Source organism: Pseudoxanthomonas sp. LjRoot143 (assembly GCF_964252945.1).
GTDB lineage: Bacteria > Pseudomonadota > Gammaproteobacteria > Xanthomonadales > Xanthomonadaceae > Pseudoxanthomonas_A.
In genome coordinates this window covers 4365538-4390970 of the sequence record NZ_CAXUPM020000001.1, presented here as the reverse complement: position 1 = coordinate 4390970, position 25433 = coordinate 4365538, and the positions used below count along the sequence as shown (strand labels likewise).

The following is a 25433-nucleotide window of genomic DNA, read 5'->3' as shown; positions in this document are numbered from 1 at the left end:
CTGTTTCGTCAACATCTTTTTTCGAAGTTGTTGGCGAATCTTTCCCCTCCTTCTGGCGCCCTGCCGGTCCGGCAAGGCCCCGTGCGTCGGGGGAGGGAAAGTATGGCCGGTTCCACCAGCTTTGGGAAGGGGTCTGCGCAGAAATTTTCACGCGCCCTCCACCCCTCTTCCCGCGAGGACGCTCTACTCAGCCAGCCACAAGACGAACTCGGGCGAAATTTCGCTTGCCGACCTGCAGGACGCCCTCGAAACCCGGCGCCAGCTGCAGAGCGGCGTCCTCGACCACTTCGCCTTCCAACCTGACCGCACGCTCCTTGAGTTTGCGGTTGGCTTCGGAGTTGCTGGGAGTGATGCCTGCCGCGGTGAGCAGCGCGGCAATGCGGATGCCTTCAGCCGGCACCACGACATCCTTCAGCTCCAGCAATGAGGTGTCGCCTTGGCCGGTGACGACCGCATGCCAGCCAGCGATAGCCCTTTCGGCTTCGTCGGCACCATGGAAACGGTTGGCCAGTTCGCGCGCCAGGCGAAGCTTCACCTCACGCGGATTCAGCTCGCCGGCCGCCACAGATGCGTTCAACGCCGCCGCTTCCACCACCCCGATCTCGAAGCTCAGCAGCTCGATCCAGCGCCACATCAGGTCATCGCCGATCTTCATGGTCTTGGTGACGATGTCGATCGCCGGCTCGCTGACGCCTATGTAGTTGCCCAGCGACTTGGACATCTTGTTGACGCCGTCCAGGCCTTCGAGCAACGGCATGGTCAGCACCACCTGGGGGGCTTGGCCGTGGTGTTCCTGCAGGCCGCGCCCCATCAGCAGGTTGAACTTCTGGTCGGTACCGCCGAGTTCGACGTCCGCCCGCAACGCCACGGAGTCGTAGCCCTGTACCAGTGGATACAGAAACTCATGGATGGCGATGGACTGCTGGGCGGCGTAGCGCTTGGCGAAGTCGTCGCGTTCGAGCATGCGGGCCACGGTGTGCTGGCCGGCCAGGCGGATCATGTCGGCCGCGCCCATCTTGCCGAACCATTCGGAATTGAAGCGGACCTCGGTCTTCTCCCGGTCCAGCACCTTGAACACCTGATCCTCATAGGTACGGGCGTTGGCCAGCACATCCTCGCGGGTCAGCGGCTTGCGGGTGACGTTCTTGCCCGACGGGTCGCCGATCATCCCGGTGAAGTCGCCGATCAGGAAGATCACCTGATGGCCCAGGTCCTGGAACTGCCGCATTTTGTTCAGCAGCACCGTATGGCCCAGATGGAGGTCGGGCGCGGTGGGGTCAAATCCCGCCTTCACGCGCAGCGGGCGACCCAGCTTCAGGCGGGCCTCCAGGTCTTCGGACTTGAGGATTTCATCGGCGCCACGGCCGATCAGGGCAAGAGCTTCTGCGGAGGACACGGGATAGCGGTTCCAGTAAGGGCGGCCACGTGAAGGCCAAGTCAGTGACGTGAAGTTACCGTTAAAAGAAAGTAAATAGTGATACCAATCAAAAAAGCTATTTGACTCAATGGTTTGACGCGAAGTCTTCGCGTGTCTATGGTACGCCGATTGGGGCTTTGCCTTGGCCCCGGGATGCAACCTTGATGCAAACTCATGGGGGCGGCAACGGCCGCAAGCAACAGTTCCGGGAGCGCCTTGGGGTGCTTCGCGATACCGCCGTGAAGCGGCACCTGCCGGAAGGGCGCTGGACGCGCCGCCACTGGATCCACGCCAGCCTGTTCACCACCATCGGCGTGCTGATGGCCACCATCGTGCCCGGCTTCTCGAGCGCGATCCAGGCGCCGGTGTCGGAGCCGCGCAACACCCTGCTGCTCGATCTGCCCGAACTGTCGGCGGCGCGCCAAGCGGGCATCGCGGGCGACAGCTGGCAGGTCGTACGGGTGAAGCCGGGGCAGACCATGGGCGCGATCTTCGAGGAGCTGGGCATCCCGGCTGCCACCCTGCACCGCATCCTGGACAACGCCGATGCCAAGAAGGCGCTGACCCGCCTGAAGCCCGGCACCGAGATCGCCTTCGACCTGCCCGTCACCGGCGGCCTGCGCACCCTGCGCTACGACCGCGACCCGAGCCACCGCGTCGAACTGGTGGTGGGCGAGGATAGGATCACCGAGCGCGTGATCGCGCGCGAGACGACCACCCGTACCGTGGTCCTCAGCGGCAAGGTCGGACGTTCGCTGAACCGCTCGGCCCGCAAGGCCGGCCTGACGTCCGCCAACATCAACTCGTTGACCGACGAGATCTTCAAGTACGACATCGACTTCAACTCGGACCTGGGTCCGGAAGACCGCTTCAGCGTGGTCGTGGAGCAGACCTGGCGCGAAGGCGAGCTGATCAGCACCAGCCCGGTGCAGGCCGCCACCTTCACCGTCGATGGCAAGCTGCATTCGGGCTTCCGCTTCACCCGCCCGGGCGGCAAGCCGGAGTACTTCACCGCCGCCGGCCGGCCGCTGAAGAAGAACTTCATCCGGATGCCGATCGCCTACGCGCGCATGAGCTCGAAGTTCGGCGCGCGTCGCCATCCGGTGCTGGGCACGATGCGCATGCACAAGGGCGTGGATTACGCCGCGTCGACGGGCACGCCGATCATGGCGGCCGGCGATGGCCGCGTGCAGTTCGCCGGCTGGCAGGGCGGCTACGGTCGCACCGTCGTCCTCGACCATGGCCGCGGCCACACCACGCTGTATGCGCACATGTCGCGCATGGGCAACATCAAACAAGGCCAGCGCGTGGCGCAGGGGACGGTGATCGGCTACGTCGGCACCACAGGCCTGTCGACCGGTCCGCACCTGCATTACGAATTCCGCATCAACGGCGTGCACCGCAACCCGCTGTCGGTGACGATGCCGCCACCGGAGCCGCTGGCCGGCGCACAGCTCGCTGCGTACCGCACCTACACGGCCAACGCGCTGGCGCGCATCCGCACGGTGGAAGACATCATCTACGCCGATGTCGGCCCCGCCGACGGGGCGGCGAAGGCGACCACGGTCGCGGCCGCCAAGCCGTCCGCCGCCAAGAAAGGCTGACCGAGCCGGTACCCGCGCATGGCGGGATGCGAGAAAAGGCGGGACACTGTCCCGCCTTTTTCTTTGCCCGGCGATCCCGCATGACCCACGCCACCGAAGCCCTCGCTTCCGAGCTTTACCTGGGCCTGATGTCAGGCACCAGCGCCGACGGCATCGATGCCGCCCTGGTGCGTTTCGAAGGCGAAGGCCGCACGCTGCGTTGCGAACTGCTGCATGGCCGTACGTTCGGCTGGGATGCAGCGCTGCGCGCGCAGCTGGTCGCTCTGGGCCAGGGCGCGGACACCGTATCGCTGGATGCACTGGGCACCTTGGACGGCCGCATCGCGCAAGCCTTCGCGCTGGCCGCCCTGTCGCTGCTGGAGGAGGCCGGCGTGCCGCGCGGTCGCGTGCGTGCGATCGGCTCGCACGGGCAGACGATCCGCCATCGCCCGCACGCCGAGCCGCCCTTCACCTGGCAGCTCGGCGACGGCAACGTCATCGCCGAGCGTTGCGGCATCGCCACCGTCGCCGATTTCCGGCGCCGCGACGTGGCCGCAGGTGGCCAGGGCGCACCGCTGATGCCTGCCTTCCATGCTGCACTGCTCGGCTCCCCGCAGGAGGACCGCGCCGCGCTCAACCTGGGCGGCATCGCCAACTTCACACTGCTGCCGGTCGACGGGGACGTGCGTGGCTTCGATACCGGCCCGGCGAACGCCCTGATGGACGCGTGGTGCGAGCGCCATACTGGCCGCGCCTACGATGCCGGCGGCACCTTCGCCGCCAGCGGACAGATCAACGCGACGCTGCTGGCCCGGCTACTGGCCGACCCATGGTTTGCGCTGCCGCCGCCGAAAAGCACCGGTCGCGAGCATTTCCACCTGGATTGGCTGCAGGCGCGCATGGACGACGCCGTGGTCGCGCCTGCCGACGTGCAGGCCACGCTGCTCGAGCTCACCGCGCGCACGGTGGCGGATGCCCTGCAGATGACGCAGCCGGACACACGGCGCGTGCTGGCGTGCGGCGGCGGCGTGCGCAATCACGTGCTGATGGCGCGCCTGGCCGCGTACCTGCCGCAGGCCGTCGTGGAATCCACGGCGTCGCACGGCCTGGACCCGGATTACGTGGAGGCGATGGGCTTCGCGTGGCTGGCCCGCGAGACGCTGGCGGGCCGCCCCGGCAACCTGCCCGCCGTCACCGGCGCCTCCGGACGGCGCGTGCTCGGCACGGTCTACCCGGCCTAGAACCCCTTGCCTGGCGGCACTTCTTTCAACGCACTGATGGCCTGGGCGAGCGCGTTGACCTCTCGATCGTCGAACCCGCCACGGACCTCCGCCTCGCAGACGAACAGCCCCTGCTCCAGCAGGTTGAAAATGGTGTCGTTGATCGGCCAGCCGCGTGCCTGCGATACCCGGCGAATCCGCTCGGCGAGGATGGGATCCACGTCCTTCAGCACGATGTCGGTCATTCCGCGTTCCCCAGCCTGCCCCCGCCGGAAACTGTAGCGCAGTCGGTCAAGCCTGCGTATCCGGCACGTCGACGCCGGTCGCCGCCTCGTGCCCACCGCCGAAGCGGATGCGCGGCGCCAGCCAGAAGAACAGCACGACCGCCGGCACTGCCACCAGCGCGGTGATCCAGAAATACACGCCGTAACCGGTCTGTTCGACGATGCCGCCCGAGATCGCGCTGAGCAGCTTGCCCGGCAGCATCACCAGCGAAGAGAACAGGGCGTACTGGGTCGCGGTGAAGCGCTGGTTGACCAGTGCCGAGAGGAAGGCCACCAGCGTGGTTCCCTGGAATCCCTGCGCCAGGTTCTCGCCGGAGATCACCATCGTCAGTTTCCACAGATCGCCATCGGCACCGATCAGCCAGACGTACAACAGGTTGCTGATCGCCCCCAGCACGATGCCGGCCAGCAGCGGCCACTTCACGCCCCAGCGCGCGATCGCGATGCCGGCCAGGAACACGCCCCCCAGGCCCACCCAGATGCCATAGAACTTGGTGACCGTCGCGATCTCGGTCTTGGTGAAGCCCTGACCGAGATAGAACGGCGCCATGATCCCGCCGCCCAACGACTGGTCGGAAATCTTCGCGAGCAGGATGAACGCGAGCAGCGCGAGCGCCAGCGCAGCACCGAAGCGGCGGAAGAAGTCGAGGAACGGCTCCACGACGCCTTCCTGCAGGCCCTGCGCCCAGGTGGTCATCCGCACGCGCACCACGTCGGGTTCGGAGGCGACTAGGACGGCGACCACGGGGATCAGCATGAAGAACGCCATGGCGACGTACACCTGCGGCCACGGCACGTGGTCGGCCAGCACCAACGCCAGCATGCCGGTGATGATCAGTGCGATGCGGTAGCCCAGCGAATACGTCGCCAGCAGCGCACCCTGGGATTCCTGCGGCGCGATCTCGATGCGATACGCATCCACGGCGATGTCCAGCGTGGCGCCGGCGAAGGCCGTCAGCAGCGTGACCCAGATGAACGGCGCCAGCTTGCCGGGCGTCAGGTGCGCCATCAGCAGCAGTCCGGCGATGACCACCGCCAGCGCCAGCAGCAGCCAGCCGCGGCGCTGCCCCAGCCGCCCCAGCAACGGCAGGCGCCACCGGTCGACCAGCGGCGCCCACAGGAACTTCAGCGTGTAGGTCATGCCGGCGCTCGCGATCAGGGTGATGTTCTTCAGTTCCAGCCCGTTCTCGGTCAGCCAGTAGGCCAGCGTGCCCGCCACCAGCAGGAACGGCATGCCCGAGGCAAAGCCGAAGAAGAACATCGTCCATGCCGACGGCTGCGCGAAGGCGCGCCAGACGGAGGGCTTGCCGGGCTTCGCGCTGGCGGACGTCGTCATCAGGTGTAGTCCACCGTGAAGGGCGCATGGTCGGAGAAGCGCTGCTCGCGGTAGATCGAACAGGCCTTCAGGCGGTCGCGCAACGAGGGCGTGACGAACTGGTAGTCGATCCGCCATCCGACATTGTTGGCGCGCGCGGCGCCGCGGTTGCTCCACCAGGTGTAGTCCTGCCCTTCCGGATGCAGCGCGCGGTAGGCGTCGACCCAGCCGCCGTCATCCACGCACATGCCGTTCAGCCAGTCACGCTCGGGCGGCAGGCAGCCGGAATTCTTCTGGTTGCTGGTCCAGTTCTTGATGTCCAGCCGGCTGCGCACGATGTTCCAGTCGCCGCACAGCACGTAATGGCGACCGCTGCGACGCCATTCGTCCAGCACCGGCGCCAGCCAGTCCATCACCTTGAACTTGAAGCCCTGGCGCTCGTCGCCCGACGAGCCCGACGGGATATAGAACGACACCACGCTCAGGTCGCCGAAGCGCGCCTCGATGTAGCGGCCCTCCTCGTCGAAGTCGGGCCAGCCCAGCGCCGTGCGGACCTCGTCCGGTTCGCGCTTGGCGTAGATCGCCACGCCGCTGTAACCCTTCTTGGTGCTGGCGTCGCGGAACCACGCCTTGTAGCCGGCGGGGAGGAATTCGGGGCCGGCCAGCTGGTGCTCCTGGGCCTTGGTCTCCTGCACGCACAGCACATCGGCGTTCTGCGCCGTGAACCAGTCGAAGAAGCCCTTGGTGGCGGCCGAGCGCAGGCCGTTGGCATTGAAGCTGATGATGCGCATGTGCACGTCGTTCGTCGGAAACCGGGCAAGCGTACCCGAACCGGCGCATCCGTCGCGCGACGTCGACCAAGGGGCGGTTATCCTGTCGCCTCACCTGTTCAGTCCCGCCGCCGCCCATGACCGATCACCGCGCCCGCTTCCTCCAGCTCGCCCTGCATGCGCAGGCCCTGCGCTTCGGCCAGTTCACGCTGAAATCGGGGCGGCAGAGTCCGTACTTCTTCAATGCCGGGCGCTTCGACAGCGGTGCGCGGCTGGCCGGACTGGCGGCCTGCTACGCGGATGCGGTGGAAGAGGCGGGGCTGTCGTTCGACCTGCTGTTCGGTCCCGCCTACAAGGGCATCCCGCTGGCGACCGCGGTGGCCTGCGAGTTCTCCCGCCGTGGACGCGACCTGCCGGTGGCGTTCAATCGCAAGGAAGCCAAGGACCATGGCGAGGGCGGCCTGCTGATCGGTGCACCGCTGGAAGACCGCCGCGTGCTGATCGTCGATGACGTGATCACCGCCGGTACCGCGATCCGCGAGGCGTTGGGCCTGATCCGTGCGGGCGGCGGCACGCCGGCGGGGATCGTGGTCGCGCTCGACCGCCAGGAAGTGCTGGGCGAACCGAGCACCGACGGCGCGCGCCGTTCGGCCGCGCAATCGGTGGCCGACGAGACCGGCGTGCCGGTGATCGCGGTGGCCAGCCTGCATGACTTGCTTGCTTTTGCCGGCGAAAGCGCCGACCTTGTCCACCACCGCGACGACCTGCTGGCCTATCGGGCCCGCTACGGCAGCGCGGCCCAGGACTGACCGCAGTGGGGACTGCCATGATCGTCCGTACCTCCTACATGCTGGCTGCCCTGCTCGTGGCTGCGCCGCTGGCGCACGCCCAAGGCAACAAGGGCGCAGCGCCGGCCAACAAGAAGCTTTTCTGCTGGGAAGAGAAAGGCCAACGTGTCTGCAGCGACGCGCTGCCGGCCGATGCCGTCAACATCGCACGCGACGAGATCAGTGCCGCCAGCGGCCTGCGCACCGGCGGCGTGGACCGCGCCCTGACCGACGAAGAGCGCGCCCAGGCCGCGATCGAGGCGCAGCAGCAGCTGATCGACGCCGCGGCGGCCGACATGCGCCGGCGCACCGACGCCGCCATGCTGCTGTCGTACCGCAGCGAGGATGAGTTGCGCCGGGTGTTCAACGAGCGCACCGCCATCGTCGACAACAACGTCCGCACCGCCCACTACAACACCATCAGCCTGCGCGACGGCCTGATCAGCCTGCTGCAGACCGCCGGCGACCGCGAACTGGCCGGCCAGCCCGTGCCGAAGGAAATGGCCGCCTCCATCCACCAGCGCCATGCCGAACTGGTCCGCACGCGCCGCCTGCACCAGAGTTTCGAGAAGCAGCGCGCGGACCTGGATACCGAGATCGCCGGCATCCTGGAGCGCTTCCGCGCGATGAAGGGCATCACGCCAGAGCAGGCCGAGGACGCCGCCCTGAAATCCGCCGCACCGGAAGCGCCCGCGCCGGTCCGCAGATAAGGCCGCGGCGGGCACGCGCCAGACGCACCCCTGAAAACAGCAACGCCGGGTAATGCCCGGCGTTGTCATGAAGGCGTAGCGCGTTACGGCCCTCAGAACGTCATCTTCAACTCCGGCGCCAGCGCCTGCAGGCGCGTGCGGAATTCGGTCTTGATGCGTTCGAGCGCGGCGCTGTTGTCGGCCTCGAAGCGCAACACCAGGATCGGCGTGGTGTTCGATGCACGCACCAGGCCCCAGCCGTCGTCCCAGTCCGCGCGCAGGCCATCGATGGTGGACAGCCGCGCACCCTCGAATTCGGCACCGTCCACGAAACGCTCGACGATGGCGTGCGGCGTACCATCCACCACGTCGACCTTGATCTCCGGCGTGGACACGCCATCGGGAAGCTCGGCCAGCACCTCGGACGGCGTCTCCGAGCGATTGGCCAGGATCTCCAGCAGGCGGGCGGCGGAGTACAGGCCGTCGTCGAACCCGTACCAGCGCTCCTGGAAGAAGAAGTGGCCGCTCATCTCGCCGGCCAGCTCCGCGCCGCTTTCGCGCATCTTGGCCTTGATCAGCGAATGGCCGGTCTTCCACATCATCGGCGTGCCGCCATGGCGCAGGATCCAGCCCTGCAGCTTTCCCGTGCACTTCACGTCGTAGATGATCAGTGCGCCGGGGTTGCGTTCCAGGACGTCGGCGGCGAAGAGCATCAACAGGCGGTCCGGGAAGATCACCGCGCCTTCCTTGGTCACCACGCCCAGGCGATCGGCGTCGCCATCGAAGGCCAGGCCGATGTCGGCGTCGAACCGCTTCACCGTCTGGATCAGGTCTTCCAGGTTGTGCGGCTCGCTGGGATCCGGATGGTGGTTCGGGAACGTGCCATCGACCTCGCAGTACAGCGGAATCACGTCGGCACCGATGGCCTCGAGCAACTGGGGCGCGATGTCGCCCGCCACGCCGTTGCCGGCGTCGACCACGATCTTCAGCGGCCGCTCCAGCTGCACGTCGTCGGCGATGCGCTGGATGTAGTCGGCCGCGATGTCGCGCTGCTGCAGGTCGCCCGGCACGCCCGCCACGTACAGCCGGTTGTCGCGGATGCGTTCGTACAGGTCGGTGATGGCATCGCCCGAGAGGGTCTGGCCGCCCACCACGATCTTGAAGCCGTTGTAGTCCGGCGGATTGTGGCTGCCGGTGACCGCCACGCAGCTGCCCGCGCGAAGGTGGTAGGCGCCGAAGTACGCCACCGGGGTCGGCGCCAAGCCGATGTCGATGACGTTGCGGCCCGCCTTGCGCAGGCCTTCGATCAGTCCGCCGGCCAGGTCCGGGCCGGACAGGCGGCCATCGCGGCCCACCACGATGTCGGCCAGGTCCTCGTCGCGCATCACCGAGCCGATGGCCAGACCGATCAGTTCGGCGACCTCGACGCTCAGCGACTTTCCGACGATGCCGCGGATGTCGTAGGCACGGAAGATGCCGGGGTCGACTTCGACTGTCTTGCCTTCGGCCTGGCGATAGGCGTCACCGTCCTCGTCGGCGGCCACGACGGCACGTCCGGGGACGACGGGCGGCGGTTCGCGCAGCAGCGCTTCGCCGAGGGTGGGTTCATCCGTGTCGCTCATCTCTGCTCCTTTCTTTCCAAATCGTCCCAGCCGCCCCCCACCGCGGGCGAATACGACCGCTGCGATCGCCAGGCCTGCCAGCAAGCCCGCGACGACGAGGGCAGGAATCGCCCCCAGACCCAACGGCCCGGGCTCGCTGTCGGGAGCCGCCGTCGCCACGCGCAGGCCCGTCTTGCCGACCGCGTGAGCCATGCGCTCGGCTCCGTCCGCCAACCCGCTGCTGCCACGCTGGACGATCGAGTAACCGCCCTGACGCAACGCCAGATAGGCGCCCTCCGGCATCGTCACGCGCTCGAATCCCTCGGTCAGTCGTGCCAGCGGTAGCCGCACGTACACCACCCCCTGCGGCACCGCTGCGGCGAGGCCGAAGGACGTCTCCTTGCCATCCTTCACCACACGGGCCGCCACCGCGTCACCCTGCATCCCGGCTTCCAGCAGGGCCAGCTTGCTGTAGCCGAAGGTTGCGGCATCGTCATAGGCCGAGGTCAACGCACCGTCGAGAATCTCGACCTGCTCTACCCCGGCCCACCCCTCGCGGATTGCGGCCACGGCAGCGGTGGTGTCGTTCGACGCCAGCGCCGCCTTGACCGGTGCGGCGGCCAACCGCTGTTCCAGCTGCTTGACCGCCGCCGCATGGCTCGCCTGCACGGCCTGTACCGCGCCGTCGCGCGCGCGCTCCGTTTCTTCCAGCAGGCCGGCTTCACGCCACTGGCGGATACCGCTCCACGCCATCAGCGCTGCCAGCAAGGCGAGCAACACCGCCAGCTTCGGCAGCGCGCTGCGCAGGTCGCCTACGGGAATCCGCATGCGGCTCTCGTTCGTCGTGTCCATCGTCTTGCCCCCTGTCATCGCACGCCGGTGTGGCCGAAACCACCCGTCCCCCGTGCGCTGTCGGCGAAAGTGTCCACCACCTGCAGGCTCACGCGCACGACGGGCAGCACCATCACCTGGGCGATGCGGTCGCCCGGCTGGATGGTGAAGGCCTCGTGGCCGCGGTTCCACACGCTGATCAACAGCGGCCCCTGGTAGTCGGCATCGATCAGCCCCGTGCCGTTGCCCAGCACGATACCGTGGCGATGACCCAGCCCGGAGCGCGGCAGCACCACCGCGCACAGCTGCGGGTCGCCCAGGTGCAGCGCGATACCGCTGGGCACCAGCGCCGCGTCGCCAGGCTCCAGCACCAGCGGCGCTTCCAGCGCCGCACGCAGATCCATGCCGGCGCTGGCCTCGGTGGCGTAGGCCGGCAGCGGCCATTCATCGCCGAAGCGCGGGTCCAACAGCTTCACTTCCACTGCGCGCTCTGCACTCATGCGTCCAGTCGCTCCACGATCAAATCGATGAGTTCGTCAGCCAGTTGCGTTTTGGGCGCGGACGCGAAGCTGCGCTCGCCGTCCTTCCAGTACGCGGTCATCGCATTCTGGTCGCTTTCGAAGCCGCCGTCGGCGATGCCCACGCGGTTGGCCACGATCATGTCCAGCCGCTTGGCGTCCAGCTTCTTGCGCGCGTACTCGGCCACGTTGTTGGTTTCGGCGGCGAAACCGACCACCAGTTTGAGCGCCTGCGTCTGCGCGGCGACCTCGGCCAGGATGTCGGGCGTGCGCACCAGGTCCAACGCCAGCGATTCGCTGGACTTCTTGATCTTGTTGGCAGCCGGTTCGCGCGGCGTGTAGTCCGCCACGGCGGCGGCGCCGATGTAGATGTCGGCCGGCAGCGACGCGAACACGGCGTCATGCATCTGCGCCGCCGACCGCACGTCCACGCGGCTCACGCCCGCGGGCGTGGACAGATGCACCGGGCCCGCCACCAGCGTCACACGGGCACCGCGCCGGGCGGCGCTGGCCGCGACGGCGAAGCCCATCTTGCCGCTGCTGCGGTTGCCCAGGTAACGCACCGGGTCCAGGTCTTCATAGGTCGGGCCAGCGCTGACCACGACCTTCAGTCCCGCCAGGTCCTGCGGCCCCTGTGGCAAGACCGTGGCCTGGCCCACCAGCGCCGCGACGATCTCGTCAGGCTCTGCCAGGCGTCCGGGCCCGGATTCGCCCTCGGCGAGCGGTCCGTCGTTCGGGCCAACCACGTGTACGTCGCGGCCGCGCAGCGTGGCCAGGTTGGCCTGCGTGGCGGGGTGCTGCCACATGCGGTGGTTCATGGCGGGCGCGATCGTGATGGGCGCGGTGGTCGCCAGACACAGCGTGGTCACCAGATCGTCGGCCAGTCCGTGCGTCAGCCGCGCCATCAGGTCGGCGGTCGCCGGCGCGACGATCACCCGGTCCGCCCAGCGCGCCAGCTCGATATGGCCCATCGCCTGCTCGGCGGCACTGTCCCACAACGTGGTGCGCGTGGGATGGCCGGACAGGGCCTGGAAGCTCAGCGGCGTCACGAATTGCTGCGCACCGGCGGTCATGGCGACCTGCACCTCCGCACCCGCGTCGCGCAAGCGGCGCACCAATTCGAGCGCCTTGTAGGCGGCAATCCCGCCCCCCACGCACAGCAGCAGGCGTTGCCCTGCGAGACCCTGCGTCTTGTCCGATCCACTCACGTCGGCCCATTCCTACGTCGATACCGGCGATTAGCTTACCCGAACGCCCCGTGAGGCCCGATGCACGCGCGGGCGCTCCCGGCCGACGATGGGGCCATGCATATCCGCGACTGGCCCCTCGACGAACGACCCCGCGAGAAACTGCTCGCCCGGGGGCCTGCCAGCCTCAGCGACGCCGAGCTGCTCGCCATCTTCCTCGGCTCTGGCCTGCGCGGGCGGGATGCCGTCGCCACCGCCCGCGAGCTGCTCGCCCACCACGGCCCCCTGTGCGCCCTGCTCGAACGCGCACCGGCCCAGCTCATCGACCTGCCCGGCCTGGGGCCAGCCCGGGCCTGCGCGCTCGGTGCAGCACTGGAGCTCGGTACCCGCCTGCTGCACGCCTCGCTGGCACGCGGCGACGCCATCGGCGATCCGGACGCGGCCGGCCGCTACTTCGCCCAGCGCCTGCGGGGACGGCCCCACGAAGTCTTCGCCGCCCTGTTCCTCGATACCCGCCATCGCGTGCTGGCCTTCGAGGAACTGTTCCAGGGCTCCGTGGACAGCGCGGAAGTGCACCCACGCGAAGTGGCCCGGCGCGCGCTGGCCCTGAACGCCACGGCGCTGATCGTGGGCCACAATCACCCGTCCGGGTGTGCGGAGCCGTCGGCCGCGGACCGGGCGGTGACCCAACGGCTGAAGCAGGCACTGGCGCTGGTGGATGTACGCCTGCTCGATCATTTCGTCGTCGGCGACGGACCACCGCAGTCGATGGCGGCGCGCGGCTGGGTCTGAGCGACGGGGTCCGGAAGGGGCCTCGCTGAACCGCGCCGATCCCACGCGGAGACCGGGAAAACCTAGAATAGGCGGTTCCCACGCAACACGACGGTCCTCCGTGAAAGCTTCCCTCCGCGCCTTGATCGCCCAGGGCATCGACGCCCTGCGCTCCGCCGGCACGCTGCCGGCCGACACCGCCACGCCCGATTTCGTTGTCGAGCGGCCCAAGACCCGCGAGCACGGCGACTTCGCCACCAATGCCGCCATGCAGCTGGCCAAGGCCGCACGCAGCAATCCGCGCGCCATCGCCACCGCGCTGGTCGCGGCCCTGCCGGCCAGCGACGATGTGACCAAGGTCGAGATCGCCGGCCCCGGCTTCATCAATTTCCACCTCAGCCCCGGCGCCTACCAGCGCGAAGTGGCGGCGGCGCTGGCGCAGGGCGACGCATACGGCCGCAACGACAGCGGCCAGGGCCGCACCGTCGGTGTCGAGTACGTGTCGGCCAACCCGACCGGTCCGCTGCATGTCGGCCACGGCCGCGCCGGCGCCATCGGCGACTGCATCGCGCGCGTGCTGGCCGCCAACGGCTGGAACGCGAAGCGCGAGTTCTATTACAACGATGCCGGCGTGCAGATCGACAACCTGGCCAGGTCCACGCAGGCACGCGCACTCGGCCTGACGCCGGACGGCGAAGGCTGGCCTGAGGACGGCTATCGCGGCGACTACATCGCCGACGTGGCCCAGGCCTACCTCAACGGCGATTCGGTCGAAGTCGAGGGCCACGTGGTCACCGGCGAAAAGGATCCGCAGGACCTCGACGCCATCCGCCGCTTCGCCGTGGCCTACCTGCGCCGCGAGCAGAACCTGGACCTGGCCGCGTTCGGCGTGTCGTTCGACCGCTACTTCCTGGAGAGCTCGCTGTACGCCGACGCGAAGGTCGAGGAAACCGTGCGCAAGCTGGTCGCCTCCGGCCATACCTACGAGGAAGGCGGCGCGCTGTGGCTGAAGTCGACCGACTTCGGCGACGACAAGGACCGCGTGATGCGCAAGTCCGACGGCAGCTACACCTACTTCGTGCCGGACGTCGCCTATCACCTCAGCAAGTGGCAGCGTGGCTACGAGCGCGCCATCACCGAACTGGGGGCCGACCATCACGGCTCGCTGGCCCGCGTGAAAGCCGGCCTGCAGGCGCTGGGCGAGGGCATTCCGCAGGGCTACCCCGAATACGTGCTGCACCAGATGGTCACCGTGATGCGCGGCGGCGAGGAAGTGAAACTCTCCAAGCGCGCCGGCAGCTACTTCACGCTGCGCGACCTGGTGGAGGAAACCAGCGCCGACGCGACGCGCTGGTTCCTGATCGCGCGCAAGCCGGATTCGCAGCTGACGTTCGACATCGATCTCGCCCGCCAGCAGAGCAACGACAATCCGGTGTTCTACGTGCAGTACGCGCATGCCCGCGTCTGCAGCCTGCTGCGCCAGGCTGGCGAGAAGGGCTACGCCTACGATCAGGCCAACGGCTTGGCGAACCTGGCGCGCCTGGACGACGACACCTCGCTGCAGCTGATGGTGGAACTGTCGCGCTATCCGGAAGTCGTGGAAGCCGCAGGCGAGTCGCTGGAGCCACACGTCGTGGCGCAATACCTGCGCGAGTTGGCCTATGCTTTCCATACGTGGTACGCCGGCACGCCGGTGTTGATCGACGACGCGTCGGCGCGCGATGCGCGACTGGCGCTGGCCTTGGCGGTCCGTCAGGCGCTGGCGAACGGACTGGACCTGTTGGGCGTCAGCGCGCCCGAGAAGATGTGAGCGGAGAGCAGTAGATGGCAGCAAGGCGCGGCAAGAACCAGGCCACCCGAAATTCCGGCCATGCCACCCCACCCTGGGTGTGGCTGATCCTCGGCCTGCTGATCGGCCTGGCGGTGTATTTCATCGTGCCCGGCCTCGGCAAGAAGGACGGCGACGGTTTCTTCCGTCCGCAGCCGAACCCGGATGCCCAACCTGCACCGGTCGACAGCGCCGATGTCGATGCGGTGGTGCCGGATGCACCAGCCGATGCGCCGGCCACGGCCTCCCCTGATGCAGCCGCGCCGAAGGAGACGCAGTACGATTTCTATACGCTGCTGCCGGGCAAGGAAGTGCAGATGTCCGATGCGGAACTCGCCGCCAGCGCGCGCGAGGAAGAAGCCCGAAAGGCCCGTGCCGCGCTGAATGGCCAGTCGCCGATCGCCGCCGCCACGCCTGCCACGACCGGGCCCGCGGCGCAGCCCGCGCCCATCGATGAATCGCCAGCCCCGCGTACGCCGGAAACGCCGCGGCCGGCGGATGCACCGCCGCCGCCCCGGGCCGCCACGACCGTGGCCAGCGCCGACACAGGGGCCCGCTACATCCTGCAGGCCGGTGCCTTCGGCGCCTCCGGCGACGCCGAGGCCACCAAGGCCAAGATCGCCATGCTCGGCCTCAGCGCCCGCGTGGAATCCGCGCAGATCAACGGCAAGACCGTGTACCGCGTCCGCATGGGGCCCTATGGCACCGCCAGCGAACTGGCCGAAGCGAAGCAGAAGCTCGCCAGCGGCGGCCTGCCCGCGATGGCGGTGAAAGCGCAGTGACGGCGCCGCGTCCTTCCTGGCAGCGGCTACTGCTGGCGACACTGCTGGCGCTGTTCGCCCTGTTGCTGGGCGCCACGCTGAGCAGCCTGCTGCCGGAAGCTTGGCGCCGTGGCGTTCCGACGGGGATGGGCTACCTGGCGCCCATGAGCTATCTCATTACCGCCGGCTGCATGGCGCTGGGTGGCGCGCTGGCCGGGCACCGGTTCGTCATCATCGCGGTAGGCCTGAGCGTTGCGTTGTGGACCAGTACGCTGGTGATGCTGGCGGGAGTCGGCGGACTTCAACCCGACGGCGCCTCGCCCCTAAGCCAAGTGCTGCGTGGCAACGCGTTGAACATGCTGCTCTCGGTCGCCGCAGCGACCTTGGGTACCCTCGCCGGCGCACGTTGGCGCGACCAGCGCCAGGCTCGCAGCGCGCCAGCATCCTGATTCCCCCTTGCTGGAAACGCCATGACTCGTACTGCTCTCATCACCGGCGCCACGTCAGGCTTCGGCGCCGCTGCTGTCCGTCGTTTCGCAGCCGCGGGCTGGCGCGTGGTCGCCACCGGACGCCGCGTGGAGCGCCTGCAGGCGCTGGTGGATGACGTCGGTGCCGACAAGGTGCACGCTGCCGCCTTCGACATCCGCGACGAGGCTGCCATGGACGCGGCCCTTGCGGCGCTGCCCGAGGGCTTCCGCGACATCGATCTGCTGGTGAACAACGCTGGCCTGGCGCAGGGCACGCTGCCCGCGCAGACGGCGTTGCTGTCGGACTGGCGCACGATGATCGACACCAACATCACCGCACTGGTCACGCTGACACACCGACTGCTGCCGACGCTGGTCGAACGCAAGGGCGCCATCATCAACATCAGCTCGGTCGCGGGCGTCTATCCGTATCCCGGCGGCAACGCCTACGGCGGCAGCAAGGCGTTCGTCAGCCAGTTCTCACTGGGCCTGCGCAGCGACCTGCACGGCACCGGCGTGCGCGTGACGACGATCGAGCCGGGCATGGCGGAAACCGAGTTCACCCTCGTGCGCACGCATGGCGACCAGGCGGCGTCCGACAAGCTTTACACCGGCGCGAACCCGATGACGGCCGACGACATCGCCGAGTCGATCTTCTACGTCGCGACGCTGCCGCCGCACCTCAACATCAACCGGCTGGAGATCATGCCGGTGACGCAGTCGTTCGCAGGCTTCCAGGTCGCACGCGAAGCGACCTGACGCTGTCCTACTTGCAGGGCAGCAGCTTCGCCGCCAGCCGGCCACCGCGGGTCAGCGCCGTCTTCACGGTCGTGTCGCCCGGCTTGATCTCGACGTCCTTGATCATCTCGTCGTTGCGCGCCACGGTGTAATCCTGGCGCTGGTAGTGGTTCACCGCGCCGTATCCTGTATTGCTGGTGCCCGCATAGACATCGCGCGACATCGCCTGGTTGAAGGCGAACTGCATGAACAGGTAGTAGCGCCCCGGCTGCATTTCCTGGAACCGGAAATTGCCCTTCGCGTCGGTTTCCGTTTCGACCCGCGTGGCGTACGCATCGTCCGACATCGTGACCACGCGGTTCCGCTGATCCTTCTTGCGGAGCCTGACCCACTCGTCGAGATAGGGCGTCGCCGGGAACAGCATCACCTGTGTGTTGTCGGCCAGATAGACGTAGCCGTCGTGGTACGAGCATGCGACGCCCGTGATGCTGGCATTGCCCTTGTCCAGCGCCGCCACCGCCTGCGCCTTGTCGAAGGCGATCTGCGGCTGTACTTCTTCCACCTGTGGCCGCGTATCCACCTTGGGGGACGTCCTGAGCTGCGCCGCGGCGGGCCATGCCACCATCACGCAAGCCACGACACTCCACCACGACACGCGCCTGATCGTTCTGCTCATCCCTGACTCCCTGGTTGCTTCATGCATGTAGTCGCGCTCGCCATTCCGCAGGCGATGCCGCTCACTGCCTGTCTACCATCGTGCCAACACCATGACAAGCCGACAGAGACTGCATCCAACGCCGTCAAGGCAACGTGCAGGATTCAGCCCAGCGGCTCATCCGACAGGTAGGTGTAGCCCGTCAGTCCGGCCTCCAGCGCATCGGCCAGGCGTTGCGATTCGTCCGCCGGCAGGCCAGCGTCGTCCACGCGCTGCTGGTACACCGCGCGCAGGTCGTCCAGCCTGTAACCCACGTAATCGAGCATCACGTCGGTGGTGTCGCCACGGCGCTGCTGCGTGAGCAGGTAGCCGGTGCCCGCATCGGCGCTGACTTCCACCGCGTCGGTATCACCGAACAGGTTGTGGATGTCGCCGAGGATTTCCTGGTACGCGCCGACCAGGAAGATGCCGAGGCGGTAGCTCTCGCCGGGCTTCATCGCATGCAGCGGCAGCGACGAGTCCAGGCCCTCATTCTCGACGTAGGTCTTGACCATGCCATCTGAGTCGCAGGTCATGTCCGCAATGATGCCGCGGCGCGCCGGCGCTTCGTCCAGCCGCTCGATCGGTACGATCGGGAACACCTGGTCGATCGCCCACACGTCGGGAATCGACTCGAACACGCTGAAGTTGACGAAGTACTTGTCGACCAGGCGCTCGTTGAGCTCATCCAGCAGGTCGCGGTGGCTGCGCTCGTCGCTGCTCAGACGGGCGCGCACGGCATGCGCGATGGCGTAGAACAGGTCGTCGATGCGCGCGCGGTGGACCAGATCGATCTGGCCCAGCGCGTACAGCGACAGGCCTTCGCTGTGGTGGTGCTGCGCTTCGTGGAACAGCTCGACCGCCGGACGCGTATCGAGTTCGCTGTGGATCTCGCGCAGGTGGCGGATCACCGCCGGTTCGTCGTCGTGCGATGGCGGCACGCGGCCTTCCGGTGCCTGCTCCACTTCCGACACGTTGACCACCAGCACCGCGTGGTGCGCGGTCATCGCGCGGCCACACTCGGTGACGATGCGCGGCGGGTTCAAGCCATGCTGTTCGCAGGCTTCGGCCAGCGGTTGCACGATGTTGCTGGCGTACTGGCCGATGCCGTAGTTGATCGAGCAGTAGCTGCGCGAACGCGTGCCTTCGTAGTCGATGCCAAGGCCGCCGCCGACGTCGACGTGGCTGATCGTGGCGCCCAGCTTCGAGAGCTCGACGAAGTACCGCGTCGCCTCGCGCATGCCGTTGGCGATGTCGCGCACGTTGCTGATCTGCGAGCCCATGTGGAAATGCAGCAGGCCCAGCGTGTCCTGCAGGCCGGTGTCGCGCAGCTGCTTCCACAGGTCCAGCACCTGGCGCGGCGACAGGCCGAACTTGGCCTTGTCGCCACCGCTGTTCTGCCACTTGCCGGCGCCCAGCGTCGCCAGGCGCATGCGCACGCCCAGGCCGGGCTTCACGCCCAGCGCGCGCGACTCTTCGATGACCAGCGCCAGTTCGGATGGCTTCTCGATGACGATGAAGGTCTGCAGCCCCAGCTTGCGGCCGATCAGCGCCAGGCGGATGTATTCGCGGTCCTTGTAGCCGTTGCAGACGATCAGTCCGCCGGGACGCGACAGCGCCAGTACGGCCATCAGTTCCGGCTTGCTGCCGGCTTCCAGGCCGAAGCCTTCGCCCGCATGCGAGGCCAGCGTGCCGGCGACGCCGCGATGCTGGTTGACCTTGATCGGATACACCGCGGTGTAGCCGCCCTTGTACTCCCAGTCGGCCTGCGCCTGCGCGAACGCGGCCTGCAGCTTGCCCAGGCGGTCGCCGAGGATGTCGGGGAAGCGCACCAGCAACGGCAGCTGCGCGCCCTGCGCGCGCGCGGCGTCGACCACCTCGGGCAGCGGGATCACCGGCCCCTGCGCGCCCTTGGGCGACACCACGATGCGGCCGGCGGCGTCCACGTCGAAATACCCTTCGGCCCAGTGCGGGACGGAGTAGGTCTTGCGGGCGTGGTCGGTGGACCAGGACATGGCGGTTTTCCAGGGGAGGCGAGCGGACGCGCATTCTACAGGCTGCGGTCACATGGGTCCGTTACAATGCGCCCCCGCAGCGGCAGGCCCCATCGTCGTTGCCATTCCCTTCACGCAGGACAGCCCCATGACCGCCAACGACACCTGGTTCATCGAACACTTCTCGCACACCGGCTCGGCCATCGGCTTCCGCACCACCGGCAAGCTGGACGAGGTGCAGTCGCCGTTCCAGAAGATCGAGATCTACGACAGCACCGACTGGGGCAAGTTGATGGTGATCGATGGCGCGATGATGCTGACCACGCGCGACAACTTCTTCTACCACGAGATGATCAGCCACCCGGTGCTGTTCACCCACGCCGCGCCCAAGCGCGTGGTGATCATCGGCGGTGGCGACTGCGGCACGCTGCGTGAGGTGCTCAAGCACCCGGGCGTGGAGAAGGCCACGCAGTGCGACATCGACGAGCAGGTCACCCGCATGGCGGAGAAGTACTTCCCCGAGCTGTGCGAGTCGAACGGTGACCCGCGCGCCGAGCTGCTGTTCGACGACGGCGTCGCCTACATGGCGAACTGCGAGCCCGGCAGCGTGGACGTCGTCATCGTCGACTCGACCGATCCGGTCGGTCCGGCGGAAGGCCTGTTCAACAAGGCGTTCTTCGAGAGCTGCTACCGCGCGCTGAAGCCGGACGGCCTGCTGGTCCAGCAGTCCGAGTCGCCGCTGGCGCTGCTGGACCTGATCAAGGACATGCGCGCGGAGATGGGCAAGGCCGGCTTCCAGTCGTTCAAGACGCTGCCGTTCCCGCAGCCGTGCTATCCGACCGGCTGGTGGAGCGTGACCATCGCCAGCAAGGCGGCGGGCGCCGACTTCGCGTTCCGCCAGGCGGACGCCGCGGCCAAGCCGTTCGACACGCTGTACTACACCGCGCACCTGCATACGGGCGTGCTGGTGGCGCCGCCGTTCGTGGCGAAGGCGCTGGGCGAGTAAGTCGCCGCGCTCGACGCGAACAAGAAGGCCCCGCTCGTGCGGAGCCTTTTTCTTTGCGGACAGTACTGACTGAAAGGGCGTTGCTACGGCGCAAAGTCCTTCCACGCCGGGATCTGCTTGTTCCGCGCCTGCGAGCGCAGCACCGCCGCCATCAGCAGGCCGAACAGCGCGCCCGCCAGCAGAGCGATCGACGCGCCGAACGCTACCGGCATGCCCGTGCGACCCCACATCAGCAGCCACATCAGCAGACCCCAGAACAGGCCGAAGAAACCGCCCATCAGCAACGCGATCGACGGAAAGCTGGCCATCAGCGGTGGCGGCACCTTGAGCCCCATCCTCCAGAACAGCCGATACAGTGGCGGAGCCGCCGTACTGCGACGGACGCCCTTCGATTCGATGAATGCCAGCGCCTGCTGCAAGCGGGCGTCGAACACGGGATCAGTCACGGGGCATCACAGCGCGTCGGCGTCGAGCTCACCGGTGCGGATCCGCACCACGCGCTCGAGGTCGTAGACGAACACCTTGCCGTCGCCGATCTTGCCGGTGCCGGCGGCCTTCACGATAGCCTCGACCACCTGTTCGACCTGGTCGTTGGTCACCGCGACTTCCAGCTTCACCTTCGGCAGGAAATCCACCACGTACTCCGCGCCGCGATACAGCTCGGTGTGCCCCTTCTGCCGGCCGAAGCCCTTCACCTCGGTAACGGTGATGCCGGCAATGCCGGCCTCCGACAACGCCTCACGCACGTCGTCCAGCTTGAACGGCTTGATGATGGCCATGACCATTTTCATGCAGGGTCCTCCCATGGATGCTGCCCGCAGGATAGCGTGCCGAAGCTGCGCGCGGTTGCGGCCGCGGCCCGTCTCGCGGTTCAATGATCGCCTCGCCGCCCGGATATTTCCGACAGCGCTACGCAGCGAACGCCGATGGCGCGCATGCCCGCCCGCCCCGCAAGCTCGGTGCACTGCCGGAGAACACACATGATCGACCTCAACCACATCGACGACCTCGCCCGCCGCCTCAGCCAGCTGGTGCCGCCCGGCCTGCGCGACTCGCAGGAGGAACTGCAGCAGACCTTCAAGTCCGCACTGCAGGCAGGTCTGGCGAAGCTGGACCTGGTGACCCGCGAGGAATTCGACGTGCAGCAGGCCGTGCTGCTGCGCACGCGCGAGAAACTCGAAGCCCTTGAGCGCACGGTCGCCACGCTGGAAACCCAGCTGGCCGACAAGTCCGCCCAGTCCTGACCCCGCCGCCATGAGTCTGGCCCTGGTGAACAGCCGGGCACGGGCGGGCGTGTCCGCGCCCCCGGTCCGCGTGGAAGTGCATCTGTCCGGCGGCTTGCCATCCACCCAGATCGTCGGCCTGCCGGAAGCCGCCGTGCGCGAGGCACGCGACCGCGTGCGTGCCGCCATCCTGTGCGCGCAGTTCGAATTCCCGACGCGCCGCATCACCGTCAACCTCGCGCCTGCGGACCTGCCCAAGGATGGCGGCCGCTTCGACCTGCCCATCGCGCTGGGCATCCTCGCCGCCAGCGGACAGATCCGCCGCGAAGCGTTGGCCGAGTACGAGTTCCTTGGCGAGCTCAGCCTGACCGGCGAACTGCGTGCCGTGGATGGCGTGCTGCCGGCGGCGCTGGCCGTGGCGGCGGCCGGCCGTACCCTGGTGGTGCCCGAGCCCAGCGGCCCGGAAGCCGCGCTGGCCCGCCAGGGGCAGGCCTTCACCGGACGCACGCTGCTGGAGGTCTGCGCGCTGCTGGAAGGGCGGAAACACCTGCCGCCCGCGGTCGCACCGCCGCCGCTGCCGTCCTCGATCCCCGACATGGCCGACGTGCGCGGGCAGGCCCATGCCCGCCGTGCGCTGGAAGTGGCCGCGGCCGGCGGCCATCACCTCCTGCTGGTCGGATCGCCCGGCTGCGGCAAAACACTGCTGGCCTCGCGGCTGCCGGGCCTGCTGCCCGATGCCACCGATACCGAAGCGATGGAGAGCGCCGCCATCGCCTCGGTCAGCGGGCGCGGCCTCGATCCGGCGCGCTGGCGCCAGCGTCCGTATCGCGCGCCGCACCACACGGCGAGCGCGGTGGCACTGGTCGGCGGCGGCGCGCAGCCACGGCCCGGCGAAATCTCGCTTGCCCACAATGGCGTGCTCTTCATGGACGAGCTGCCCGAATGGTCGCGGGCCGCCCTGGAGGTGCTGCGCGAGCCCCTGGAATCGGGCACCGTGACCGTGTCGCGCGCCGCGAGGACGGCGGAGTTCCCCGCACGCTTCCAGCTCGTCGCCGCGATGAACCCGTGTCCGTGCGGCTGGGCCGGCGACTCCAGCGGGCGCTGCCGGTGCGGCGCCGATGGGGTGCGGCGTTACCGGAGCCGGCTGTCGGGGCCACTGCTGGACCGCATCGACCTGCACGTACACGTACCGCGCCTGCCGCCGAACGAACTGCGCCCCGACGCACCGGACGGCGAAAGCACCCTGTCCATACGAGCGCGCGTGCTCGCCGCACGTGCACGGCAGCATGCGCGCACCGGCCGACCCAACGCACGCATGGGCCAGGCCGAGACGATGGCGCACTGCCGGCTGGCGGCGCGCGACCAGGCGCTGCTCGAACGCGCGGTCGAACGCCTGCAACTGTCCGCGCGCAGCCTGCATCGCATCCTTCGGGTCGCGCGGACGATCGCCGACCTGGCGGACAGCGACACCATTGCCACGCCCCATCTGACCGAAGCACTGGGATATCGCGGACTGGATCGCGGCAGCGCGGCGTGACCTCTGGCCACCGCAGGCGAAGGCGGGCTGTGGTCTACTCGGGTCACACATCGCGCCGGCAGGCGTCCTGCCTGCTGCCATCCTCTCGCCACCCAGGAGTCCGCCCATGCGCCACACCGCATTCCGCCTCACGTTGCTGGCCTCGACCGTCGCCGTCGCGCTCGCTGCGCAGGCCGCGCCGTCCGCCGCCGACCGCATCGCCGGTACCGAACTGATTCCCCGCGAAGCCCTGTTCGGCAATCCCGAGCGGGCCAACGTGCAGATCAGCCCGGATGGCAAGTACCTGAGCTGGGTCGCCGCCGTCGATGGCGTGCTCAACGTCTGGGTCGCTCCCGCCGACAACCCCGTACAGGCGAAGGCCGTCACGCAGGACAAGGCACGTGGCATCCGCAGTTATTTCTGGTCGTACAACCCCGACACCCTGCTGTACCTGCGCGACAGCGGCGGCGACGAGGATTTCCACCTGTACGCGGTGGACCTGAAGACCGGTCAGGCGAAGGACCTGACGCCGTTCCCGAAGACCACGGCCCAGGTGGCCGGCGTCAGCCCGAAACATCCCGGCACGATCCTGGTCGGCATGAACGACCGCGACACCAAGTGGCACGACGTCTACAAGGTCGACCTGGCCAGCGGGCAGCGCACGCTGCTCGAAAAGAACGAATCCCAGATCGGCGGCTACATCGCCGATGCCGACTACCAGTTGCGTTACGCCACGCGCTCGCGCCCGGATGGCGGCGCCGACGTGCTGAAGCGCAGCGGGTCCGGCGGCTGGGAGAAGGTCGAGGACATTCCGTTCGAGGATGGACTGACCACCAGTCCCGGCGGATTGACGCTCGACGGCAAGACGCTCTACTTCACCGATTCGCGCGGCCGCAACACTGCCGCCCTGTTCGCGGTGGATGTCGCCAGCGGCAAGCGCACGCGGGTGCTGGAGGATGCCCGCGCCGATGTCGGGGGCACGCTATCCGATCCGGCCACCGGCAAGGTGCAGGCGGTATCGGTGGACTACCTGCGCGACGAATGGAAGGTGGTCGATCCATCGATCCGGGCCGATCTGGAGAAGCTCGAGGCGATCGGCCCAGGCGACGTGTCGGTCAACACGCGCACGCAGGACGACAAGACCTGGATAGTCGCGTACTCGGCCGCCGAAGCGCCGCTGGTGTACTACCGTTACGACCGTCCCGCCGGCACGCTGACCAAGCTGTTCTCGGCGCGTCCGAAACTCGAAGGCAAGCCGTTGGTGCCGCAGTGGCCGGTGGAAATCACTTCGCGCGACGACAAGACGCTGGTCAGCTACCTGACCCTGCCGCGCAGTGCCGACGCCGACAACGACGGCAAGGCCGACGCGCCGGTGCCGCTGGTGCTGCTGGTGCATGGAGGTCCATGGGCGCGCGATTCCTACGGCTACGGCGGCTACAACCAGTGGCTGGCCAATCGCGGCTATGCGGTGCTGTCGGTCAACTTCCGCGGCTCCACCGGCTTCGGCAAGGACTTCACCAATGCCGGCAACGGCGAGTGGGCCGGCAAGATGCATGACGACCTGATCGACGCCGTGCAGTGGGCGGTCAAGCAGGGCATCACCACGGAGGACAAGGTCGCGATCATGGGCGGCAGCTACGGCGGCTACGCCACGCTGACCGGCCTGACGTTCACGCCGGACACGTTCGCCTGCGGCGTCGACATCGTTGGCCCGTCCAATCTCAACACCCTGCTCAGCACGGTGCCGCCGTACTGGGCCAGCTTCTTCGAGCAACTGGCCAAGCGCATGGGCGACCCGCGCACCGAGGCCGGCAAGAAATGGCTGACCGAACGCTCGCCGCTGACCCGCGCCGACCAGATCAAGAAGCCGCTGCTGATCGGCCAGGGTGCGAACGACCCACGCGTGAAGCAGGATGAAAGCGACCAGATCGTCAAGGCGATGACGGCCAAGCGCATCCCGGTGACGTACGTGCTGTTCCCCGATGAAGGCCATGGCTTCGCGCGCCCCGAAAACAACAAGGCATTCAACGCGGTCACGGAGGGCTTCCTCGCCCAATGCCTGGGGGGGCGCGCCGAGCAGATCGGCAACGACCTGACGGGCTCCAGCATCAGCGTGCCGACCGGCGCCGACGGCGTCCTCGGCCTGTCCGAGGCGCTGAAGCGCCACACGCAGGAAGTGAAGAAGTAGCAGAA

Annotated in this window: 23 protein-coding genes and 1 pseudogene; 13 read left to right on the top strand and 11 right to left on the bottom strand. The window is 68.1% G+C overall.

Annotation, left to right across the window (positions count from 1 at the left end; genetic code table 11):
- Positions 1–187: 187 nt before the first annotated feature.
- Positions 188–1396, bottom strand: a complete 1209-nt coding sequence (tyrS, locus tag ACSQ1W_RS21030) for a tyrosine--tRNA ligase (RefSeq protein ID WP_436046026.1) — start codon at positions 1394–1396, stop codon at positions 188–190.
- A gap of 185 nt (positions 1397–1581) precedes the next feature.
- Here tyrS and ACSQ1W_RS21025 point away from each other — a divergent pair, with 185 nt between their 5' ends.
- Both ACSQ1W_RS21025 and ACSQ1W_RS21020 read left to right on the top strand, forming a co-directional pair.
- Positions 1582–3021 (top strand): peptidoglycan DD-metalloendopeptidase family protein, encoded by a 1440-nt coding sequence (locus ACSQ1W_RS21025; RefSeq protein WP_436046024.1) that lies wholly within the window; start codon positions 1582–1584, stop codon positions 3019–3021.
- 80 nt (positions 3022–3101) lie between these two features.
- Positions 3102–4241, top strand: a complete 1140-nt coding sequence (locus ACSQ1W_RS21020; RefSeq protein WP_436046022.1) for an anhydro-N-acetylmuramic acid kinase — start codon at positions 3102–3104, stop codon at positions 4239–4241.
- Here the strand turns inward: ACSQ1W_RS21020 and ACSQ1W_RS21015 are convergent.
- The 3 genes from ACSQ1W_RS21015 to ACSQ1W_RS21005 are packed head-to-tail and all read right to left on the bottom strand — an operon-like array spanning position 4238 to position 6610.
- Entirely contained in the window at positions 4238–4465 is a 228-nt protein-coding gene (locus ACSQ1W_RS21015) for a hypothetical protein (protein WP_436046020.1), read from the bottom strand. The genes ACSQ1W_RS21020 and ACSQ1W_RS21015 overlap by 4 nt on opposite strands.
- 46 nt (positions 4466–4511) lie before the next feature.
- On the bottom strand, positions 4512–5840 hold the full coding sequence (locus tag ACSQ1W_RS21010) for an AmpG family muropeptide MFS transporter (RefSeq protein WP_436046018.1): 1329 nt from the start codon (positions 5838–5840) through the stop codon (positions 4512–4514).
- A complete protein-coding gene (locus ACSQ1W_RS21005) occupies positions 5840–6610 on the bottom strand; it encodes an exodeoxyribonuclease III (protein ID WP_436046016.1) in 771 nt (256 codons plus the stop codon). The genes ACSQ1W_RS21010 and ACSQ1W_RS21005 overlap by 1 nt, the downstream gene beginning before the upstream one ends.
- Positions 6611–6726: 116 nt before the next feature.
- On the opposite strand from ACSQ1W_RS21005, the gene pyrE reads away from it, so the two are divergent.
- Together pyrE and ACSQ1W_RS20995 are read left to right on the top strand one after the other, a co-directional pair.
- Complete coding sequence (pyrE, locus tag ACSQ1W_RS21000; RefSeq protein ID WP_436046015.1) at positions 6727–7398, top strand: orotate phosphoribosyltransferase; 672 nt, start codon at positions 6727–6729, stop codon at positions 7396–7398.
- 17 nt (positions 7399–7415) lie between these two features.
- Positions 7416–8126 carry a hypothetical protein gene (locus ACSQ1W_RS20995; protein WP_436046013.1) on the top strand — a complete coding sequence of 237 codons (711 nt, stop codon included), beginning with the start codon at positions 7416–7418 and terminating at the stop codon, positions 8124–8126.
- Positions 8127–8218: 92 nt separating this feature from the next.
- Here ACSQ1W_RS20995 and ACSQ1W_RS20990 read toward each other — a convergent pair whose 3' ends face one another.
- Genes ACSQ1W_RS20990 through coaBC form a run of 3 tightly spaced genes read right to left on the bottom strand, consistent with a single transcriptional unit; the run spans position 8219 to position 12263 of the window.
- Positions 8219–10558 carry a phosphomannomutase/phosphoglucomutase gene (locus tag ACSQ1W_RS20990; protein WP_436046011.1) on the bottom strand — a complete coding sequence of 780 codons (2340 nt, stop codon included), beginning with the start codon at positions 10556–10558 and terminating at the stop codon, positions 8219–8221.
- A 14-nt stretch (positions 10559–10572) separates the two neighbouring features.
- Positions 10573–11037 (bottom strand): dUTP diphosphatase, encoded by a 465-nt coding sequence (gene dut / locus ACSQ1W_RS20985; RefSeq protein WP_192274410.1) that lies wholly within the window; start codon positions 11035–11037, stop codon positions 10573–10575.
- Positions 11034–12263, bottom strand: a complete 1230-nt coding sequence (coaBC, locus tag ACSQ1W_RS20980; RefSeq protein ID WP_436046009.1) for a bifunctional phosphopantothenoylcysteine decarboxylase/phosphopantothenate--cysteine ligase CoaBC — start codon at positions 12261–12263, stop codon at positions 11034–11036. The genes dut and coaBC overlap by 4 nt, the downstream gene beginning before the upstream one ends.
- A gap of 96 nt (positions 12264–12359) precedes the next feature.
- Here coaBC and radC point away from each other — a divergent pair, with 96 nt between their 5' ends.
- The 5 genes from radC to ACSQ1W_RS20955 all read left to right on the top strand — a co-directional run bounded on the left by radC (position 12360) and on the right by ACSQ1W_RS20955 (position 16828).
- Positions 12360–13034 (top strand): RadC family protein, encoded by a 675-nt coding sequence (radC, locus tag ACSQ1W_RS20975; protein ID WP_192274408.1) that lies wholly within the window; start codon positions 12360–12362, stop codon positions 13032–13034.
- A gap of 100 nt (positions 13035–13134) precedes the next feature.
- Positions 13135–14823 carry an arginine--tRNA ligase gene (gene argS / locus ACSQ1W_RS20970; protein WP_436046006.1) on the top strand — a complete coding sequence of 563 codons (1689 nt, stop codon included), beginning with the start codon at positions 13135–13137 and terminating at the stop codon, positions 14821–14823.
- A gap of 14 nt (positions 14824–14837) precedes the next feature.
- Complete coding sequence (locus ACSQ1W_RS20965; RefSeq protein ID WP_436046004.1) at positions 14838–15623, top strand: SPOR domain-containing protein; 786 nt, start codon at positions 14838–14840, stop codon at positions 15621–15623.
- Entirely contained in the window at positions 15620–16051 is a 432-nt protein-coding gene (locus tag ACSQ1W_RS20960; RefSeq protein ID WP_436046002.1) for a hypothetical protein, read from the top strand. Before ACSQ1W_RS20965 ends, ACSQ1W_RS20960 begins: the two co-directional genes overlap by 4 nt.
- Before the next feature lie 21 nt (positions 16052–16072).
- A complete protein-coding gene (locus ACSQ1W_RS20955) occupies positions 16073–16828 on the top strand; it encodes an SDR family NAD(P)-dependent oxidoreductase (RefSeq protein WP_436046001.1) in 756 nt (251 codons plus the stop codon).
- Between the two features lie 7 nt (positions 16829–16835).
- Here ACSQ1W_RS20955 and ACSQ1W_RS20950 read toward each other — a convergent pair whose 3' ends face one another.
- Together ACSQ1W_RS20950 and speA are read right to left on the bottom strand one after the other, a co-directional pair.
- The gene (locus ACSQ1W_RS20950; protein WP_192274403.1) at positions 16836–17483 is read right to left on the bottom strand and encodes a carboxypeptidase-like regulatory domain-containing protein; all 648 of its coding nucleotides are present in this window, start codon (positions 17481–17483) and stop codon (positions 16836–16838) included.
- 143 nt (positions 17484–17626) lie between these two features.
- The gene (speA, locus tag ACSQ1W_RS20945; RefSeq protein WP_436045998.1) at positions 17627–19516 is read right to left on the bottom strand and encodes an arginine decarboxylase; all 1890 of its coding nucleotides are present in this window, start codon (positions 19514–19516) and stop codon (positions 17627–17629) included.
- A 127-nt stretch (positions 19517–19643) separates the two neighbouring features.
- Between speA and speE the strand changes: the two genes are divergently transcribed.
- Positions 19644–20501: a polyamine aminopropyltransferase gene (gene speE, locus ACSQ1W_RS20940; protein ID WP_436045996.1), complete on the top strand. Its 858-nt coding sequence runs from the start codon at positions 19644–19646 to the stop codon at positions 20499–20501.
- Between the two features lie 83 nt (positions 20502–20584).
- Here the strand turns inward: speE and ACSQ1W_RS20935 are convergent, their stop codons facing one another.
- Together ACSQ1W_RS20935 and ACSQ1W_RS20930 are read right to left on the bottom strand one after the other, a co-directional pair.
- Positions 20585–20935 carry a DUF6404 family protein gene (locus ACSQ1W_RS20935; protein ID WP_436045994.1) on the bottom strand — a complete coding sequence of 117 codons (351 nt, stop codon included), beginning with the start codon at positions 20933–20935 and terminating at the stop codon, positions 20585–20587.
- Positions 20936–20953: 18 nt separating this feature from the next.
- Complete coding sequence (locus ACSQ1W_RS20930; RefSeq protein ID WP_192274400.1) at positions 20954–21292, bottom strand: P-II family nitrogen regulator; 339 nt, start codon at positions 21290–21292, stop codon at positions 20954–20956.
- A 189-nt stretch (positions 21293–21481) separates the two neighbouring features.
- Here ACSQ1W_RS20930 and ubiK point away from each other — a divergent pair.
- The 3 genes and pseudogenes from ubiK to ACSQ1W_RS20915 form a co-directional block, all read left to right on the top strand.
- A pseudogene (gene ubiK / locus ACSQ1W_RS20925) lies at positions 21482–21749 on the top strand (ubiquinone biosynthesis accessory factor UbiK); the annotation flags it as partial.
- 6 nt (positions 21750–21755) lie between these two features.
- Positions 21756–23261, top strand: a complete 1506-nt coding sequence (locus ACSQ1W_RS20920; RefSeq protein ID WP_436046268.1) for a YifB family Mg chelatase-like AAA ATPase — start codon at positions 21756–21758, stop codon at positions 23259–23261.
- Between the two features lie 106 nt (positions 23262–23367).
- Positions 23368–25428: a S9 family peptidase gene (locus tag ACSQ1W_RS20915; protein WP_436045992.1), complete on the top strand. Its 2061-nt coding sequence runs from the start codon at positions 23368–23370 to the stop codon at positions 25426–25428.
- The last annotated feature ends 5 nt before the right edge of the window (positions 25429–25433 follow it).

What these genes read in the sequence shown, in the direction of transcription:
- speA (WP_436045998.1), bottom strand. Translation starts at nt 19,516, where the DNA reads ATGTCCTGGTCCACCGACCACGCCCGCAAGACCTACTCCGTCCCGCAC.
- ACSQ1W_RS21020 (WP_436046022.1), top strand. Translation starts at nt 3,102, where the DNA reads ATGACCCACGCCACCGAAGCCCTCGCTTCCGAGCTTTACCTGGGCCTG.
- ACSQ1W_RS20920 (WP_436046268.1), top strand. Translation starts at nt 21,756, where the DNA reads ATGAGTCTGGCCCTGGTGAACAGCCGGGCACGGGCGGGCGTGTCCGCG.
- pyrE (WP_436046015.1), top strand. Translation starts at nt 6,727, where the DNA reads ATGACCGATCACCGCGCCCGCTTCCTCCAGCTCGCCCTGCATGCGCAG.
- ACSQ1W_RS20915 (WP_436045992.1), top strand. Translation starts at nt 23,368, where the DNA reads ATGCGCCACACCGCATTCCGCCTCACGTTGCTGGCCTCGACCGTCGCC.
- ACSQ1W_RS20965 (WP_436046004.1), top strand. Translation starts at nt 14,838, where the DNA reads ATGGCAGCAAGGCGCGGCAAGAACCAGGCCACCCGAAATTCCGGCCAT.
- ACSQ1W_RS20955 (WP_436046001.1), top strand. Translation starts at nt 16,073, where the DNA reads ATGACTCGTACTGCTCTCATCACCGGCGCCACGTCAGGCTTCGGCGCC.
- ACSQ1W_RS20950 (WP_192274403.1), bottom strand. Translation starts at nt 17,483, where the DNA reads ATGAGCAGAACGATCAGGCGCGTGTCGTGGTGGAGTGTCGTGGCTTGC.
- radC (WP_192274408.1), top strand. Translation starts at nt 12,360, where the DNA reads ATGCATATCCGCGACTGGCCCCTCGACGAACGACCCCGCGAGAAACTG.
- ACSQ1W_RS21010 (WP_436046018.1), bottom strand. Translation starts at nt 5,840, where the DNA reads ATGACGACGTCCGCCAGCGCGAAGCCCGGCAAGCCCTCCGTCTGGCGC.
- speE (WP_436045996.1), top strand. Translation starts at nt 19,644, where the DNA reads ATGACCGCCAACGACACCTGGTTCATCGAACACTTCTCGCACACCGGC.
- ACSQ1W_RS21025 (WP_436046024.1), top strand. Translation starts at nt 1,582, where the DNA reads ATGCAAACTCATGGGGGCGGCAACGGCCGCAAGCAACAGTTCCGGGAG.
- ACSQ1W_RS21015 (WP_436046020.1), bottom strand. Translation starts at nt 4,465, where the DNA reads ATGACCGACATCGTGCTGAAGGACGTGGATCCCATCCTCGCCGAGCGG.
- ACSQ1W_RS20930 (WP_192274400.1), bottom strand. Translation starts at nt 21,292, where the DNA reads ATGAAAATGGTCATGGCCATCATCAAGCCGTTCAAGCTGGACGACGTG.
- ACSQ1W_RS20990 (WP_436046011.1), bottom strand. Translation starts at nt 10,558, where the DNA reads ATGGACACGACGAACGAGAGCCGCATGCGGATTCCCGTAGGCGACCTG.
- ACSQ1W_RS20995 (WP_436046013.1), top strand. Translation starts at nt 7,416, where the DNA reads ATGATCGTCCGTACCTCCTACATGCTGGCTGCCCTGCTCGTGGCTGCG.
- ACSQ1W_RS21005 (WP_436046016.1), bottom strand. Translation starts at nt 6,610, where the DNA reads ATGCGCATCATCAGCTTCAATGCCAACGGCCTGCGCTCGGCCGCCACC.
- dut (WP_192274410.1), bottom strand. Translation starts at nt 11,037, where the DNA reads ATGAGTGCAGAGCGCGCAGTGGAAGTGAAGCTGTTGGACCCGCGCTTC.